This window comes from Pseudarthrobacter sp. HLT1-7 (assembly GCF_059383435.1).
Genome location: NZ_JBWZCH010000007.1, coordinates 14,066 through 30,916, shown reverse-complemented (window position 1 = coordinate 30,916; position 16,851 = coordinate 14,066). Strand labels below are relative to the sequence as shown.

Below are 16,851 nucleotides of genomic sequence, written 5' to 3'. Positions count from 1 at the left end.
AAGCATACTGACAGAACCGCTCCGGCTACTCGTCGCGCTTGTCCCGTTCGCTGAATTCCTCGTCGAGGTCATAGTGCCGGAACTCGGTCTCGGGATTCGGTTCGCCCTCAGCCACATATTCGTGGTCCAGCTGGCGCTGGACCTGGCTGTCGAGGACTTGCAGCTCCTTGTCCTTCACCTTGCTGAGGTCATCCGGAAAGTCATCTTCGGGCTTGAGGTGCAGCTTCTCGGTCATTGCATGCCTCTCTGGGCCAGGAAAGGTGGACGCTACTGTGCGGGGCCCTGGCCGCTTACAGGATAGCCGTGCCCGGGGCGAACGGGGAACACACGGACCCGCCGGCCACCAGACATACTGCCGGGATGCTGGTGGGGCAGTCCGTCGGGGCGGCGGCGGCGAATAGGGTTCGCGGGGTAGTTTCCTGATGAGCGCGTCGTCCGGCGTGCACGGAGTACAAAACGCCTGTGAAGGGGATTGCCATGAGAGCACTAAATCGTACTTTGGCCGTAGCCGCGGCCGTGTCGTTGGCCGGCATTGCGGGCTGCGCCACACAGGGACAGGATCCGTCGCCGCCGCCGCCTGCCGCCAGCAGTTCCTCGGTCCCGTCCTCCAATGCTTCGGCGCAGGGCGGTGAGGCGGTCATTACGATCCGTGATTTCGCCTTCGAGGCTCCGGCGTCGGTGAAGCCGGGGGCGACGGTGACGGTGACCAACGCGGACAGCGCCCCCCACACCCTGACCGCCAAGGAACAGGGCGGGTTCGACATTGACGTGCCCGCCGGCGGGACGGTGATTTTCCAGGCTCCGGATGCTCCGGGTGAGTACGCGCTCATCTGCAGCTTTCATCCGAAGATGAGCGGGACACTGGTCGTGGAATGAGCGGTGAACGTTGCACTCAAAGGGTCACGGACCGCTTTCGCGGCCGCCGCGGCAGCGCCTCAGCCGCCTGATCCAGGCACGTTCACCGGCCCCAAAAGTCCGCCGGCCGCCGGTCAGGCAGAGTCCTAGAAAAAAATAGTGGCGGCGACCACATTTATTCCCATCCTTTCCCGGTACCGCTCCGAAGTACCGCTGGCCCCTTGTTTGGGGGCGCCTACATCACACGCGCGTGTAAAAGGAGATTTCCCCCATGAATAAGACACTTCGCTTTATGGCAGTCCCCACCCTGGCCTTGGCCGCCGTGGCCCTTTCCGGCTCCCCGGCGATGGCAGCGGATCAGTCCTACCAGTCAACGCTCGGCAAGCTCAACGGCAGCGCAGGCTCGGGCACCATCACTGTTGATGTCAAGGGCAACCAGGCCCACGTTGTCCTGAAGGTTTCGGGGATGCCCGCTACGTTCATGGACGCTCCGTACCCGCACGTGCAGCACATCCACGGCGGAGCCCAGGGCGTCTGCCCGGCACCTTCGGCGGATAAGGACGGCGACGCGGTGATCTCCACGACCGAAGGCGATCCCTTCTACGGCCCCATCGTGACCACCCTCTCCACCAGCGGTGATACCAGCCCGGCAGCCGGGCTTGACCTCAAGGTCGGCGGACAGGGCGCCGCTTACACCGTTGACCGCACGTTCGAACTGAACGCCGAAACCAAGGCAGCTTTGGAGGCAGGCACCGCGGTTGTGGTCGTTCACGGCCTTGATCCCGCCACCCTGAGCGCCGCAGGCCAGGCCGCCAAGAGCGATCTGGCCCCCACCCTTCCGCTGGCCGCCACATCGCCTGCCCTGTGCGGGACCTTGAAGGCTGGCCAGATGAAGATGCCGGCAGGCGGAGCTGACACCGGTGTCACCCAGGAAACCGGCACCGACACCGGAGCACTCGCCGTCGGCGGTGGCTTCGCCCTCGTAGCCCTCGCCGGCGGAGCCTACGCAGTGCGCCGCCGCATCACTGCCGGCGCAGCAGCCTAAGCACCGGCTGACCGGATCAATATTATGAGAACCGAGAACCCCGGCCGCCTCGGAGGCCTCCGGGCCTCCGTGGCGGCCGGGGTCCTCCTCCTGCTGCCGCTGGCAGGTTGCGCCGGACCGGACGGTGCCCCGGATACCGGATCGGCTCCATCTGCTTCCAATTCTTCTTCGCTGGCGTCCGGCGCTCCCGCGGTTCCGCCCGAGGCGACGGCCGCCCAGGCCCCCGCCACGCCCGAGGCCCCGGCCGCAAAGCAGCTTCCGCCGGTGATGGGCGCCTCGGCGCCGGTCAATCTAAGCATTCCCTCGATCGGGGTTCGTACAGATCTCCTCCACTTGGGGCTACGGGAGAACGGCTCCCTCGAGGTGCCGCCGGACACAGGCAGCGGCGCACCCGCCAGCTGGTACAACGGCTCCCCCACACCCGGCGAACGCGGCCCCTCGGTGATGCTGGGCCATGTGAACGCTCTCGGCGGCAATACCGGAGTCTTCGCCGACCTGCAAAAGTTAACCCCCGGCGCCGAGATCAACGTCTCCCGGACCGACGGCAGCACCGCCGTGTTCACCGTTGAGCGCGGCGCCCTCTACAGCAAAAACGCCTTCCCCACCCTCGAGGTCTACGGCAACACCCCAGACGCTGAGCTCCGGCTCATCACCTGCGACGGCTACGACCCCGCCACCGGCTTATTCGATGACAACTACGTCATCTACGCAAAAATCAAAGCCTGACAACGGCCGCTGATCCGAAAGGGCAGAGCGGCCAGGACGGAAAGAGCTGTGAAACACCGCACGCCATTGCTGGCCTCCGTGGCCTTGTCCGCTCTGCTGCTTTCTGGCTGCGCGGCCGCTTCCGGGTCCGTATCCGCGCCGTCGGAGGTTTCGACGCCGGCCCCGTCCGCAGCGTCGCCCGAGACAGGTCACACTGGCAGTGACGGCGGCGGGCATCACGGCGGGGAAACGTCCTCGCCCGGCGCCACCAAGGACGGTCCCAGTGACGCTGCCCTGATGATCTGCGGGGACCAGCCAAAGGACAGGCTCACGTCCATCCTGGACCTGGACTCGGACCCGCACAGCATCAATGACTGGGCGAATAACACCTACACCTGCACCTACCACCTGGACGAAGGGTCACTGGTAGTCTCCGTCCAGGAAGCCGCCGACAAGGCCTCCGCTTTGAAGTACTTCGACGCGATGCAGGCCCTGGCGCAGGACGCCGACCCCATCGACGGCCTCGCCAACCTGGGCTTCCCCGCCTACGAAACCCCCGACGGATCCGCTGTGTTCCAGAAAGACAGCTTCATTCTGCACGTCGACGCCACCGATCTGCCCGCCACCCTTGGACCAGACAACATCACCAGGAACGCCCTGGCCTACCAGCTCTCCACCACCATCCTGGCGTGCTGGATCGAACACCCCTGACACACCCATCCTGACCGCCACCAGCAGGCCTACGGAAAGGTCTCCTCATGACGGCAAACATCAGAACACCCTGGGCGCTCGGACTCGCAATAGCAGCAGTCGGACTGGCGCTCTCCGGCTGCGGGGGCCCCGGTATGTCCGGGTCCGGCGCGATGATCACCGTCACCAACGAAGATATTGAAGCGCACACGATCACCGCGGACGCAGGCTCCACTTTCGATGCCAGCGTCAAAGTCGGCACCGGTACCTTCACCGCGCCGGCTGAGCCCGGGACCTACCCCTACCACTGCACATTCCATGGCAACATGCGCGGAACCCTCACAGTGAAATAGGATCCCACGGCAGATATCAACCCGCACCGAACCTATTTCAGCCGCTGCCGTCAAAGCAACGAACCGCCCGCACCGCATTGGGAACCGACAACGGAACACACGGCGGCGGCTAGTGCGAAGCGGGGCCGAGGGGTTCCGGACCTTCTGCCGAGGCCGGGGCCGGTTCCTTGAGTTCCACAAACATGGTGTGGGTGGCGGTGTCGCCGATGTTTGTACCGGAATGGTCCTGGGCGGGCAGCCAACGCGCCGTCCCGGCGGGAATTTCGACGTCGACGCTGTCGCCGTGACCGGACAGCCGGCGGCGGAAGGAGCTCAGTGTGACCATCACACTGTCCGGATGGTGATGTTCGGCAGTTTTGTCGCCCGGTGTGTCGGTGTACTCCAGTACCCGTACGCGTTCGTTTTCAAAGACCACCCGATACAGCCGGGGGTTGCTTGCTACCGGATCCTTACCCATGGGCGAGAGCCTACGCCAACGGGCGAGGAGAACGCCAGAGGCCGACGGGCCGGCGACTACCGCGGCCTCACCATGGATTCACGCCCGGGCTGAGCCCGGGTCACGAGGCACCGGTCCAAACCTTAGCCCGGGGTCTGACCCGGCTCGGGGCCGACATTGACCATCCAGTCGGTGCCGAACTTGTCCGTGCACATGCCGAAGACATCCCCCCAGGGTGCCTGCTCCATCGGCACGGTGACGGTTCCGCCGTCGGCGAGTTTGTCATAGTAGCCGCGCAGTTCGGCGTCGTCGGCGCCGCTGAGGGACACGGAGACGCTGCCGCCTGCGGTGTAGGCCATGCTGTTGGGTGTATCCGCTGCCATCAGCACCATGCCCTTATCCGTCGTCAGCATGGCGTGCATGATCTTGTCCTGTTCGGCGCTGTCTTCGCTGGCGTGGTAGTCGCCGAAGGTGCTCATGGTCAGCTCACCGCCGAACACCGACTGGTAGAAAGTCATGGCTTCTTTGGCATTGTCGCGGAAGCCTAGGTAAGGGTTGAGTGTGGTCATGTCTGTGACTCCTTGCAGCTGGGGCGCCGGCCAGGGTGCCATGTTGCGGCCGCGGTATCGGCGCACATTTACACGGCATATCCTGCCCCACATCAGCCGTTCTGGGTAGCTGTCTGCCGAAGTCCATCCGGCCATGCCCGCAGCAGCGATCGCGCGCCAGGTCCCGGCCGCTTCCCGAGGATTCATGCCAAGAGTCGGGATCTGGCCCCCGCGCCGACGGCTCGCTACGCTGGCGGGAGGACGCTACGCAGAAAGAAGGCCGTCATGGACGAACAGCACATCCTTGAGCGAATCTCGGCACTGGTGGAGGAAGAACAGGCGCTTCGCGAGAAGGCGCCCTCCTCCTCACCGGACTATGAACACGGCCCGGAGCACGCGCGGCTGAAGAGCGTTGAAGAGGACCTGGACCAGTGCTGGGACCTTCTCCGGCAGCGGCGGGCGAAGCTGCAGTACGGCGAGAACCCGGACGAGGCGGCACCGCGCCCCGTCCGGCAGGTTGAAAACTACGAGTCCTGACCGCCCAGGATTACCCAGCCCCGCGGCGGAACGGCGGCGACGTTCCGCCCGGACTGCAGGTGCCCGTCGCCGGCCAGGACCACGGCGGCCGACGCCGGCACCTCCAGTTCCGCCGCTGCGGGCGAGAGGTTGAGGGCAACCGTCAGTGACGACCCCTCCCCCTTGGCTTCATAGACCAGGTGGTCGTTGCTCAGTGCCAGCACTTCGGTGCGGGCCGCATGCAGCCAGGCGTGCCGCCGTCGGACGCCGATCAACTGGCGGTGCAGTTCGTAGATGTGCCGGCCAACGGCGGAGAGTCCGGACGGCTCGGCCGGGAACGCGGGCCGGACGGCGTCGTCTCCCCCGGCGCGGTCTTCCTTGATGCCGCGAAAGCCCTGCTCATCGCCGGAGTAGATGGCGGGTGTGCCGGCCACGGTGAAAAGGACCACGAGCGCCAGCGGGAGCAGGGCCGGGTCGGTGAGTTTGCTGGCGATCCGGGTGACGTCGTGGTTGCCGACGAAGGTCAGCGGCACGAAAGTGTTCAGCAGGGCGTTGTGCCGCTCCAGCGTCGAGGCAAGTTCGTAGAAGTTCCCGTCATTGAGCGAACTCCAGGCAGCCTTCCACAGCTCGTACTGGGTGGCGGAATCGAGCGAGCCGGCGCGGACCTCAGCGGCGTAGTCGCCGTGGATGTACTCGCCCACGACGTAGGCCTCCGGGAAGTCCTTCTTCGCCGCGCCCACCACTGCGGACCAGAACGACGGCGGAACGGCGTAGGCCGCGTCCAGCCGCCAGCCGTCCGCACCACGTCCCAGCCAGTGCTTTATGACCCCGGCGACGAACCCGGCAACCTCGGCGTGGTCATGGTTGAGCGCGACGAGGTGGTGGTGGCCTTCGAAGTCCGCGTAGCCGGGCTCCGCTCCCGGAGCCCAGCGGGCGGCGGGCCATTCGAGCCGAAACCACGGTGCGGTGGCGGCGGACGGCCCGTGTGCCAGGACGTCCCGGAACGGCTGGAAGGAACGGCCGGCATGGTTGAACACGCCGTCCAGCAGCACCCGGAGGCCGCGCGCGTGGGCCTCCCGGATCAGCTCATCGAAGTCGGAGTCGTCACCGAGCCGGGGATCGATCCGGAAGTAGTCCGTAGTGTCGTAGCCATGGGTCTCGGAGGCAAATATGGGGCCGAGGGCGATGCCGGAGGCGCCCAGTTCCACCGCGTAGTCGAGCCACGGGAGCAGTTGCAGGAGGCGGTGCTGCACCGCCGCATCCCCGGGGAGGGCCGCTTTTTCCGCGCCGGTGAATCCCAGGGGATAGACCTGCCACCATACAGCGTGCCGGACCCAGTCTGGTTCCGTCACAGCTGGTTCCGTCATGGCTGGTTCCGTCATGGCTGCACGGGCCTTTCCTCGAAGAATACGTCAGTTCCCCATTCTGCCAGTGGTCCACGCCGGCGGTTGCCGGCTGCCGGGCGACGCCGGGCAGCCGGAGCGCGGCCGGCGGCTTACCGGCGGCTCCGATCGGAGTCTCCAGCACATTCCGGCCCGTCAGGAATGAACTGGCCCGGTTCTCAAGGAAGTTCCAAGGCGCAGGCCCTACGATTCGGAGATGCGGTCACCACGGTTGACCAGCGGAGATTTGAAGGGACGGGAACATGGGGACTCAGGCGTTGTCACCAAAGCACGTGCGGCGGGGGCCGTTTTTTTGGCCGCGCTGGTTTCTGCTACTGATTTTGTTGGCAATCATTGCCGCGTGGGCCCCACTGGTCGCCACCGCGGACTGGTCGGCCGCCGGAGCCCACGCACCGGAAAATGGTGTGACCGGGCTGCTTCTGCGCTGAGGGCGAAGGTCAAGATGCCGAAGCCGACGTCTGACTTCGACTCTCAATTTCGAGTTTCATTCCGCATCCGGGCGCCACAGCCCAGGCCTTCCTCGGCTGGAATGCCATGGCCGCCGCCGGCGACACCCAGGTGGACTCCGTCCTGGTCGGCCTCCTTCACCGGTGCCTGCCGCAGCAGCTCAACAAAGACCCTCGACATCGTGGACGGCGGCGCAGTGGCGGTCACGGCGTGGAGCCTGCCGAAGTCAGCCGGCTACTGGTCATTTTCGTTAGTTCGTCGGGGCTCAGACGGAGTCTGGACCTTTTCGCGCCGGGGGGACATGCCCATTCTCCGCACCCGCGACCGGGCACAATGGCACTATGTCCACCCGCTGGCCCCGGCGCGGGGCATGTCCCCTTGAGCCGTTGTCCAGTCGAGCGGGACATGCCCATTCTTCGCACCCGGGACCGGCCATAATGCCACTATGTCCACCCGCTGGCCCCGGCGCGGGGCATGTCCCAGAGTCCGCCGACCGCGCCCAGACCCCCGACGAACTAACGAAAATGCCGGCTAGCAGATCCGCCGGAACGCCGTTCAGCGCTTCTTAGTCATTTCCCCGCTGACAGTCAGCTGCTCCGCCACGTCGTGGAGCTTGATATTCAGCTCCGAACTTGCCCGTGAGAGCAGCAGGAACGCCTGATGGGCGGTGATCTTGAACCGTTCCATGAGGATGCCTTTGGCCTGGCCGATCAGGTCCCGCGTATCCAGCGCCTGGGTGAGCTGGCTGACCTGCTGGCTACCGGCCACGGCCACCGCCGCATGGGCTGCAACCAGGGCCCCGATCCGCTCGGACTCGGCGTCGAATACGCCGACCTCATTGCCGAAGAGGTTCAGGGCGCCGAGGTGGGCGCCGTCAACGAACAGTTGGAAGGAAAGCATGCTCCGCGCCCCGAGGTCGTAGGCCGCCTGGGAAAAATCGGGCCAGCGCTGGTCTTTGCTGAGATCCGGGACGCTCACGACGCGTTTCTCATAGGACGCGTCCATGCACGGCCCCTGACCCGTTTGGCTTTGGAGGGCATCCACCCGGCGCGGAAGATCGCCGGACGCGGCCCGCGAATCGATCTCGTGGCGGCCGCTGATCAGGCTGACCGAGGCTTCGGCTACGTGCGGCACCAACTCCAGCACGGCATGAACGATTCCCGCCAGCATGGAATCCGTGTCATCTTCCTGCTGCAACTGCCGTGCGATATTGCCGAGGCGGGTGGCAAGGTCAGCCGCGCCCATCGCCGGTGCGTCCTGCTCCGCCGTCGTCCGGTCACCGGTTTCCGCTGACTTGGAAACCATCCTGACGCCTCCTTATGCCAGTGCCGGCTCGAACGTCGGCTCGAATAATTCTGCCTCACTTCGAAATATACTCCGCCGCGCGACGGCCGGCGGGAGAAGTTGGGACGAGGATTTAACCGGGCGTGTTCTCTCGCAGGACATCGGCGGCAATCCGGCCTTATCGCTGCAGTATGCAGGGTGTTGCCATGTCGGGGCGCTGATCGAAACGCCGGAGGCGGACGACGGCGGGAACCTCCCGCCGTCGTCCGCCTCCGCCCGGTGGCTGTCCGAAGTTTCCGCAAAGGTGCGGGTGCATCACCAAGCTGCGGGCCTAAGCTAGGACAGGGGGGCACTCAAAGCGAAGACGCTTACTGGAGGCCACTATGTTCAGCGCAACCCGCCGTCAGGCATCACCAGCACAGCCGGAACCGGCAGCCGCACTGCCAGGCCGATACCGGGCGAACGCCGCTCCCCCCAGAATCAAGTCCTGGCTCCGTCGAATCGTGGCCAGTCTCGCGGCTGCGGCGCTGGCAACGGGCGGCGGATTCGCAGCCGCTGTCCCCTCAGCCGCTGCCGAGCCGCACCAGACATACATCGTGGTGCTCCATGACGGCCTCGATCCGGCTGCCGCGGCCGCGGCCCATCAGGGAACCTACGGCCTCACCGTGTCCACGGTCTACCGGGAAGCCGTCAACGGCTACGCCGCCACGATGACAGCGGCCACGGCGGCACGCCTCGCAACTGATCCGGGCGTCGACTTCATCGCAGCGTCCCGGACCTTCGATAAGCCGAAGGACCCGGAGCCCAGCACCCAGTTGGCGCCTTTCTGGTGGCTGCGTCTCGGCGGAAATCCGCCCGATGATGCGGAGCAGCAGGGCAGCAAGACGTCTGTCAACGTCAATGTCGCCGTCATCGACAGCGGAATCGACGGCACCCATCCGGACCTGAATGTGCGCGGCGGAATCGACTGTTCCTCCGGATCCCCGGTCAAGGTGACGCCCACGGATCCCGTGGGCCACGGGACTTTCGTGGCGGGCGTGATCGGAGCCAAAGACAACAAGCTGGGCGTGATCGGCACGGCGCCGGGGACCCCGCTGTGGTCCGTGCGCGTGGGGGACGACGCCGGTGTCATCACCGAAGACATGCTCATCTGCGCCATCGACTGGGTGACGGCGACGCGCAAGGACAGGGACAAAGCCAACGACATCCAGGTGGCCAACATCAGCATCGGCGGCCCGGGCGCCGATACCGCCGGCTGCGGAAAGGGCATCGATCCGATGCACTTCGCCGTCTGCCGCTCGGTCAAGGCCGGCGTGGTCTACGCCGTCGCGGCCGGTAACTCCGCTGAGGACATCGCCGGAACCGTCCCCGCCACCTACGACGAGGTGCTGACCGCCACAGCAATGGCCGACTTCGACGGAAAACCCGAAGGCCTGGCCGCTCCCGCCTGCGGCACCGAGGACTGGTCCCGGCTGGGCCAGCTGGACGACCGCCCGGCCTTCTTCTCCAACTTCGCCAGCCAGCGAAAGGACAAGGCCCACACCCTCGCCGCCCCCGGGGTCTGCATGACGTCAACGGCGCCCGGAGGCTACGCGGTGGCCCACGGAACCAGTTTCGCCAGTCCCGCGGTCGCGGGATCGGTGGCCCTGTGCATCAGCCGCGAGGAATGCGAGGGCTCTGGCAAGGACGTGATGTCACAGTTCCTGGACCACACCGAGGCCTACAACAGGAACAATCGCGACTTCGGTTTCGACGGCGACCCGTTCCACCCGATCGAGGGGCAGTACTACGGCTATCTGGCGCAGATCGCCAAGTACTGACCGGCCCGGCAGGAGCAGATCCCCCTACTATCGCGGGGACATTGTTTCCCGTCCGGCATGGGCTTTGTCAAGAATATCTTGGGCTTGGTCGAGCTCTTTGGGCGGAAGCGGGCGTGAGATGAGGTAGCCCTGGGCGGTGTGACAGCCGAGTCCGCGCAGGACTTCCAGCTGGGTGTCTCTCTCCACGCCCTCTGCGGTAGTCGTCAGCCCGAGCGCCGTCGCCGCGCCGATGACTCCGGCCACGAGAATGGCGGAGGTGGGGTCAGTGTCGATGGTGTCGATGAAGGACTTGTCCAGCTTCAGCCCGGTGAGGGGAAGGTCGCGCAGCATGGCCAGGGAAGAATACGCCGTCCCATAGTCATCGAGGGCGACGCCGATGCCGGAGTCGATCAGGGCACGCAACTGTTCCGTGGCCGACTGGAGGTCCACCACTGCGGCGGTCTCGGTGATCTCGATGTTCAGCAAGGACGGCGGCACCCCGTGCCGGCGCAGGGCCGCATGAAGGTCCGTGACCAGACTTCCGGCCGTAAGCTGCACGGGCGAGATGTTCACTGAAATAGCCCGGGGCGTGCCGGCGTCCGCCCAAATACGGGCCTGGGCGCAGGCCCGGTCGACGATCCATCGGCCGATTGCATGAATTTCACCGGTGTGTTCGGCAACATGGATGAACTCATCCGGAGCGACCGCCCCCAGCTCCGGGTCTTCCCAGCGCAGCAGGGCTTCCACGCAATGGCGCGAGCCGGTGGCGATGTCCATGAGCGGCTGGTAGTGCAGGCTGAATCCCGCAGTGGCGAGGGCGCCGGGAAGGCGCCTGCGGATGAGGGCCTGGTGTGCGAACCGGGTGGCCGGCCGGCATGGGTCGATACGGCCCAGGCGGCGTTTTCCTTCGTGTTTGGCCTGAAGCATTGCCGCGTCGGCGTGGCGGAGCAGGTACTCCAGCCGTGCCGCCGCGTCCTCGCCGTCGACGTCGGTCGCCATGGCCAGCCCCGCGGTCGCCGAGAGCCGGAGTTCGTGCCCGTCGTGGGTAAAGGGCGCTGCCAGCGCTTTGAGGATCCGATGAGCGATCGAGCGGGACGTGGCCTCATCGGCGTCGACCAGCAGTACAGCGAATTCGTCCCCGCCAAGCCGGGCAACCAGGTCGGCCGGCCTCGTGCATGCCCGGAGCCTGGCGGAAAAGGAGGCCAGCACAGCGTCGCCGGCCCGGTGTCCGAAGGTGTCGTTGATGATCTTGAAATCGTCCAGATCCAGGTACAGGACTGCCGTCGCTGCTGACCCCGCGCGTCCGATGAGGGCGGCACCGCGCTCGCCCAGATGGCGGCGGTTAGCCAAACCAGTCAGCGGGTCATGGAGCGCATCGTGCCGGAACAGGTCAGACAGACCCTCGAAGACTTCCGACACCGGTACGATCCGCGGGCCGTCCCCGGCCAGGACCAGCAGATCCTCGTACCGGTCCTCCTCCGGCCTGCCCAGAAGCGCGGCGGCGGCAGCCCGAAGATCCAGGGAGGGCGGGAGGGTGTACCGGGTCTGCGGAAGCAGGGCCGCCGCCCCGAGGCGGGTGTTGAGCGCCCGTCCGTACCCCAGACGTCCCGTCATCCGGTAGTCCAGCTGGTCTCTGGTCAGCAGGGACGGGGTTCCATCCACGTCGACAACGACCCCTCGAAGCCCGCGGTCGGCGCGGAACATCCCCTCGATTTCTCCGGACGGCGTGTCTCCGGGCAGAACCAGCGCCTCAGACCCGAGATCGCCCAAGGTGGGGGATGCCAGGCGCGGGGCCTGGACGGAAATGCCTGGATCGGTGCTCACCGACTCTTACTACCGGACGGAAGCGAACAGAACCTAAAAAGTGCGCGACTAATAGGGACACAACTCTCACTCAGAGATATGGGCTGGGGCGTGGGCGGCGGGTGGAGTCCGTGGCTGACGCACGGGGCTGAATCCGGACCCCTCCCAGACGAGCTGAGCGCCGGCGCCCAAGTTCCCGGAACCACACCCGGGACGTTGGCATCGGGCATACCCAGTTGAAGCGATCTCGACGTGGTGGGCTGGCGCCCGCTGACCTCAACGGGTGATGTTCAGCGGCTTCGTTGGCATGACACAAGATGCCCGCTGCAACGACACCGCAGCCCTAGCGGCACGGTTGTTCCTGCCGGTGTCATCACACCAGTCGATGTTGTAGGGGAAGGCCATGACAACCGCGGCGCCGGCGGCCGCTTGGGCCGGAACCTCAAAAGTGTAAGTAAATCCGCCGGCGTCATTCATCGGGGCCGTGGTGTTGACCACCTCGGCGCCGGACGCATCCGTGACGGTCACCTGGATACGGGCGTTCCCACCATAGCGGGGATTGCAGCCAGCGTCCGGGGCCGTGACGGTCACCGTCTCACCCGCTTTCGCATTCGACGGGTGCACTGAAAAAGCGGGCGGAAAACAGGGTGGGTCCCCGTTCCCCGAGGAGGAAGCGCATCCCGAGGCAGCAGCAGCGGCCAGGGCGGCAGTGACAGCGACCAGCGCTAAAGATCGCCGGCTGCGATCGACAACCGGGTGCCTGAATAAGGCCGTCATCTCCTCATTATTGGCGGTCAGCACCGAACGGATTGCCTTGCCCGGCATTCGTTCCCGAATCGTTGCCGCATCCGCGGAGGTCTCAGCCCAAAAGACGGCGCTCATAGGCGAAAGCCACCAGCTGGAGCCTGCTTCCGAGCCCCAGTCTGTCCAGCACACTCCTAAGGTGCGTCTTGACGGTGGCCTCGGAAACAAACAGGCTTTCGGCGATCTCGCCGTTGCCCAGGCCTTTGGCTGCCAGCAGGAAAACGTCCCGTTCGCGGGCAGAGAGGACTTCGAGCACTGACAGGTCCGGCCCCGGGGAGGGCAGCGTCCTGGCTGCGTGCTGGAACAACGCCTGCACCGACCCTGGAGCGATCACGGAATATCCCGAGTACACGGTGCGGATGGCAGCCAGCAGGAACTCCGGTTCCGCGCTCTTGAGCAGGTAGCCGCTGGCGCCGGCCTGCACAGCCTCGACGACGGCCTGGTCCCGGTTGAAGGTGGTCAGGGCGATGATCTTGGGCGCGGCCCTCCCGGATGCCGCCGCCTGCTGCACTATCCGCCGGGTCGCGGCGACGCCGTCGAGCACCGGCATACGCAGGTCCATGAGCATAACGTCGGGACTCCGTTCGGCGGCGAGCGCAGCTGCCTGTTCGCCGTCGGCGGCTTCCCCGGACATCTCCATATCCGCCTGGCTTTCGACCAGCATACGGATCCCGGCCCGGAACAGCGGCTGGTCATCGACGAGCGCCACGGAGATGCGCGCTCCGGCATCAGCCACGGACGCCGGCTTCCGTTAGGGACTCGTCCGGGAGCCTGGCGGATGTTCCGGCGGGAACCAGCCGGAAACCGGTGTCCTCGTCGACTACTTCCCCGGCGTCGGAAATCCTCGCCCCGTAGGGGATAAAAACGGTCACGCGGTACTGTTCGCCGTCCGGTCCGGCCGTCACCCAGCCGCCGGCAAGGTGCGCACGTTCCCGCATCCCGGCGAGGCCGCGGCCCACCCTTGGTTCGCCGGCGCTTTCCGGGCTGCCGAAACCGGCGGACGGCACCTCCGACGCCACATGCAGGGTCAGCCCGGGGCCGCTCCAGTCGAGGTGCAGCCGCACCGCGGTGCCGCGGCCCCCGTGTTTGAGGGCGTTCGTCAGGCATTCCTGGACGATCCGGAACACCGCGAGCTGCTGTCCGGCGGAAAGCTCCACAGGCACCCCGGAGGCGCTGCGCTCGAGGCTGAGGCTGTCCTGCATCCGCTCCACCAGCGGTTCGACGTCGCTGAGCCGCGGCTGGGGCGTGACGAGGCCGTCGTCCCGGACACCCTCGATGACGCGCTGCGCGTCCACCAGGGCACTCCGGGCCGACGTCGCAATGTTCTCCAGGGCGTTCAACACGGCTTTCGGCTGGTCCTTGCTCAGGTAGCGGGTGCCATCGGCCTGAGCTGCAATCACGGCGAGGGAGTGCGCCAGGACATCGTGGAGGTCGCGGGCTATCCGGGTTCGTTCCTGCTCTATGATCAGGTCCACTTCGGTTTCTTTCAGGCTGCTCTGCGCAAGGCTTCGTCCACGGAACAGGCTGCCGCGTTCCTGGTACAGGGCCAGCAGCAGGCCGACGGCGGCGCAGGAGGCGGCGATGAAGGCAAGCAGGGCGAAAAGCTGCCAGCCGTACTTGACCAACGTGTAGCGGTCACCGGCGTAAGTGGCCCCATACCAACCGAGGCCGTTGCTGTACCGCCAGGAGAGCATCATCATGGTCATGACTGCTGCGAAGGCTACGTTGGCCCCCGCGGCCACCAGCCGCGTCCTGTGGCCCGCCGTCCACTGAATGAAGCCGAGGGCAATGAAGGAGCCGAGGTAAATCGCCCAGTCATTGGTATACATCGCGGGAATGACATGCACAAGTTGGCCTGCGAGCAGGGCAACCGTGAATCCGAGGGACACATAGGGCTTCCAGCCCGCCGAGGCGATTGCGGCCGTCATTATCAGCAGCGGCCAGGTCCCGATCCAGCTCGGTAGGCCCGGCCAGGGTCCCATCCGGCCGGCCTCAGCCACGCACCACAGCGTGAAGAAGAGAACGGCCGCCGCGGGGGCGCCCCCGTACCGCAAGACTTTCAGAAGTGGTTCCATGCCTGTCACCCTATCCACGGCAGAGGGCCCGGCTTCGACAATTCCTGCCCAGCTCAACCTCAAAGCCAGAAGATTCATCCTTTGGGCCAATCCGCCGGGTCACCTTCTCATAGGGGCCGTCCGGCGGCATCCGTTCCCGCACCTGACAGAATGGCCCTATGGACGTCGCTCTCGGACTGCTGGTACTCGTTGCGGTGGTGTGCGCGGGCAGCGCACTGGGCCGGAAAATCAACGTCTCCGTCCCGCTGCTGCTGGTGCTGGCCGGCGTCGCCGGTTCTTTCCTGCCTTTCGTCCCCCGGATCGAACTGAATCCCGAACTCGTCCTGGTGGGCCTGCTCCCGCCGCTGCTCTACGCTGCGGCGCTGAAGACCTCGCTCTTCGATTTCGGCTCGAACCGCCGTTCCATTGGACTGCTGTCGGTGGGCTATGTCATCTTCGGCACGGTGGGTATCGGCTTTGTCGTCTGGTGGCTGTTTCCGGAAATCCCGCTGGCCGCAGCCATCGCCCTCGGCGCGGTCGTCGCGCCCCCCGACGCCGTCGCGGCAACAGCCATCGCCCGGAAAGTGGGCATGCCCCGCAGAATCGTCAGCATCCTCGAAGGCGAGTCCCTGGTCAACGACGCGACCGCCCTGGTCTGCCTCCGCGCTGCCATCGCCGCCATCGGCGGAACCGTCTCTGCCGCGGACATCGCCGGCGGTTTCCTGGTGGCGGCCGGTGGCGGCCTGGTGGTGGGCCTTGCGGCCGCCTATGTCCTGACCGAGCTCCGCAAGCGGATCCGCAGCGTTGCCATCAACACCTCGACGTCGCTGATGGCGCCCTTCCTGGCGTATCTGCCTGCCGAGGCCATCCACGCGTCCGGTGTCCTCGCCGTCGTTGTCACCGGCCTGGTGATGGGAACGAAGGCGCCGTCCATGCCCAACGGCGCCGCGCGGCTGAGCCAGCGCAGCAACTGGAACACGGTGCAGTTCCTGCTGGAGAATTCCGTGTTCCTGCTGATCGGGCTGCAGGTCCGGACCATCATCGAAGGCGTCCAGGGGGATTCGCTGGGGTCGGCCCGGATCTGGGCCGGCTGCGCCGTGATCCTGCTGGCCGTGCTGCTGCTCCGGCCGCTCTGGGTGTTCCCTGCGACCTACCTGCCGCGGCTGATCCCGTCCATCCAGCGGAACGACCCGGCGCCGCCGTGGCAATTCCCGGCCATCGTGTCCTGGGCGGGAATGCGCGGTGTGGTGACCCTTGCCGCGGTGCTGGTGCTGCCGGCGGATTTGGAACACCGTTCCGTGCTGGTCCTCGCGGCTATGGTGGTGGTGGGCGGCACCCTGGCGCTCCAGGGCTTCACGCTTCCGGCGCTGGTCCGGCTGCTGCGCGTCCAGGGACCGGACCCGCGCGAGGACGCCCTCAACCAGGCGTCGCTGATGCAGCAGGCCACAGCGGCGGGCGTCGAGCGGCTGCAGGAACTGCGCACCGAGAGCGATCCGCCCGAAGTCATGGCGATGCTGAAGCGGAGGACACAGGAACGCGGACTCGCGGCCTGGGAACGCCTCGGCCGTCCCTCGGCGGAGGCGTCGACCCCCAGCCAGCGCTACGCCCAACTGCGGCTGGCGATGCTGGACGCGGAGCGGGCGAAGGTGCTGGATCTGCGCCGCGGAGGCGAGTACGCCCACGAGGTCCTCAGCGAAGTGCTGGACCGGCTGGATGTTGAAGAGTCCATGCTGGACGCCTCGCTGGAGGAGCTGGACACCTCCGGCGGCGGCGGCGGCGAGGGCGTCCGCCGGCCGGGCGGGGTCTGCGAGCATCTGGACTCGGCGCCCTCCCCGGCAGTCCCCCGCGACGCGTTCTGCGCGGATTGCGCCCGGGAAGGGACGACGCCGGTGCACCTCAGGATGTGCCTAGCGTGCGGGACCGTGGGCTGCTGCGATTCCTCGCGCGGCACCCATGCGTCCAAGCACTTCGACGCGACCGGCCACCCGGTCATGCGGAGCGCCGAACCCGGCGAGGACTGGCGCTGGTGCTACCAGGACGATGTGCTGGGGTGACGGCGGGTGCGTTTCCCGTTCGGATGATCCGGAGCAAACCTTGCACCGCACAGCC

18 protein-coding genes are annotated in these 16,851 nt (G+C 66.5%); 8 read left to right on the top strand and 10 right to left on the bottom strand.

Translation table 11 applies throughout. The features are described from left to right. Window positions 1-25 precede the first annotated feature (25 nt). Window positions 26-235: a hypothetical protein gene (locus AC50X6_RS08685; protein WP_494965827.1), complete on the bottom strand. Its 210-nt coding sequence runs from the start codon at window positions 233-235 to the stop codon at window positions 26-28. A gap of 242 nt (window positions 236-477) precedes the next feature. On the opposite strand from AC50X6_RS08685, the gene AC50X6_RS08680 reads away from it, so the two are divergent. The 5 genes from AC50X6_RS08680 (at window position 478) to AC50X6_RS08660 (ending at window position 3,648) form a co-directional block, all read left to right on the top strand. Then, window positions 478-876 (top strand): cupredoxin domain-containing protein, encoded by a 399-nt coding sequence (locus AC50X6_RS08680; RefSeq protein WP_494965826.1) that lies wholly within the window; start codon window positions 478-480, stop codon window positions 874-876. A 250-nt stretch (window positions 877-1,126) separates the two neighbouring features. Then, complete coding sequence (locus tag AC50X6_RS08675) at window positions 1,127-1,900, top strand: hypothetical protein (RefSeq protein ID WP_494965825.1); 774 nt, start codon at window positions 1,127-1,129, stop codon at window positions 1,898-1,900. Window positions 1,901-1,924: 24 nt separating this feature from the next. Next, a complete protein-coding gene (locus AC50X6_RS08670) occupies window positions 1,925-2,626 on the top strand; it encodes a sortase domain-containing protein (RefSeq protein ID WP_494965824.1) in 702 nt (233 codons plus the stop codon). Between the two features lie 48 nt (window positions 2,627-2,674). Further along, complete coding sequence (locus AC50X6_RS08665; RefSeq protein WP_494965823.1) at window positions 2,675-3,316, top strand: hypothetical protein; 642 nt, start codon at window positions 2,675-2,677, stop codon at window positions 3,314-3,316. 47 nt (window positions 3,317-3,363) lie between these two features. After that, window positions 3,364-3,648, top strand: coding sequence for a cupredoxin domain-containing protein (locus tag AC50X6_RS08660; protein WP_494965822.1), 285 nt, complete (start codon window positions 3,364-3,366; stop codon window positions 3,646-3,648). A gap of 109 nt (window positions 3,649-3,757) precedes the next feature. On the opposite strand, the gene AC50X6_RS08655 is transcribed toward AC50X6_RS08660, so the two are convergent. Then, on the bottom strand, window positions 3,758-4,105 hold the full coding sequence (locus AC50X6_RS08655; protein WP_494965821.1) for a cytoplasmic protein: 348 nt from the start codon (window positions 4,103-4,105) through the stop codon (window positions 3,758-3,760). A 122-nt stretch (window positions 4,106-4,227) separates the two neighbouring features. Next, complete coding sequence (locus AC50X6_RS08650; protein WP_494965820.1) at window positions 4,228-4,653, bottom strand: VOC family protein; 426 nt, start codon at window positions 4,651-4,653, stop codon at window positions 4,228-4,230. A gap of 264 nt (window positions 4,654-4,917) precedes the next feature. On the opposite strand from AC50X6_RS08650, the gene AC50X6_RS08645 reads away from it, so the two are divergent. Next, complete coding sequence (locus tag AC50X6_RS08645) at window positions 4,918-5,169, top strand: DUF2630 family protein (RefSeq protein ID WP_494965819.1); 252 nt, start codon at window positions 4,918-4,920, stop codon at window positions 5,167-5,169. Here the strand turns inward: AC50X6_RS08645 and AC50X6_RS08640 are convergent. The 3 genes from AC50X6_RS08640 to AC50X6_RS08630 form a co-directional block, all read right to left on the bottom strand. Further along, window positions 5,157-6,515, bottom strand: a complete 1,359-nt coding sequence (locus AC50X6_RS08640) for an alpha-amylase family glycosyl hydrolase (RefSeq protein ID WP_494965818.1) — start codon at window positions 6,513-6,515, stop codon at window positions 5,157-5,159. The two genes, AC50X6_RS08645 and AC50X6_RS08640, sit on opposite strands and share 13 nt — an antisense overlap. 507 nt (window positions 6,516-7,022) lie before the next feature. Then, window positions 7,023-7,205, bottom strand: coding sequence for a hypothetical protein (locus AC50X6_RS08635; RefSeq protein ID WP_494965817.1), 183 nt, complete (start codon window positions 7,203-7,205; stop codon window positions 7,023-7,025). 348 nt (window positions 7,206-7,553) lie between these two features. Next, window positions 7,554-8,303, bottom strand: a complete 750-nt coding sequence (locus tag AC50X6_RS08630) for a GAF and ANTAR domain-containing protein (RefSeq protein WP_494965816.1) — start codon at window positions 8,301-8,303, stop codon at window positions 7,554-7,556. Between the two features lie 482 nt (window positions 8,304-8,785). Between AC50X6_RS08630 and AC50X6_RS08625 the strand changes: the two genes are divergently transcribed. Beyond that, window positions 8,786-10,102 (top strand): S8 family peptidase, encoded by a 1,317-nt coding sequence (locus tag AC50X6_RS08625; RefSeq protein WP_494965815.1) that lies wholly within the window; start codon window positions 8,786-8,788, stop codon window positions 10,100-10,102. Window positions 10,103-10,129: 27 nt separating this feature from the next. Here the strand turns inward: AC50X6_RS08625 and AC50X6_RS08620 are convergent, their stop codons facing one another. The 4 genes from AC50X6_RS08620 to AC50X6_RS08605 all read right to left on the bottom strand — a co-directional run bounded on the left by AC50X6_RS08620 (window position 10,130) and on the right by AC50X6_RS08605 (window position 14,763). Continuing rightward, entirely contained in the window at window positions 10,130-11,905 is a 1,776-nt protein-coding gene (locus tag AC50X6_RS08620; protein WP_494965814.1) for a putative bifunctional diguanylate cyclase/phosphodiesterase, read from the bottom strand. Between the two features lie 255 nt (window positions 11,906-12,160). Further along, complete coding sequence (locus tag AC50X6_RS08615) at window positions 12,161-12,766, bottom strand: hypothetical protein (protein WP_494965813.1); 606 nt, start codon at window positions 12,764-12,766, stop codon at window positions 12,161-12,163. After that, the gene (locus AC50X6_RS08610) at window positions 12,744-13,424 is read right to left on the bottom strand and encodes a response regulator (protein WP_494965812.1); all 681 of its coding nucleotides are present in this window, start codon (window positions 13,422-13,424) and stop codon (window positions 12,744-12,746) included. The genes AC50X6_RS08615 and AC50X6_RS08610 overlap by 23 nt, the downstream gene beginning before the upstream one ends. After that, the gene (locus tag AC50X6_RS08605; RefSeq protein ID WP_494965811.1) at window positions 13,417-14,763 is read right to left on the bottom strand and encodes a sensor histidine kinase; all 1,347 of its coding nucleotides are present in this window, start codon (window positions 14,761-14,763) and stop codon (window positions 13,417-13,419) included. The genes AC50X6_RS08610 and AC50X6_RS08605 overlap by 8 nt, the downstream gene beginning before the upstream one ends. Window positions 14,764-14,921: 158 nt before the next feature. Between AC50X6_RS08605 and AC50X6_RS08600 the strand changes: the two genes are divergently transcribed. After that, window positions 14,922-16,796 (top strand): Na+/H+ antiporter, encoded by a 1,875-nt coding sequence (locus AC50X6_RS08600; protein WP_494965810.1) that lies wholly within the window; start codon window positions 14,922-14,924, stop codon window positions 16,794-16,796. The last annotated feature ends 55 nt before the right edge of the window (window positions 16,797-16,851 follow it).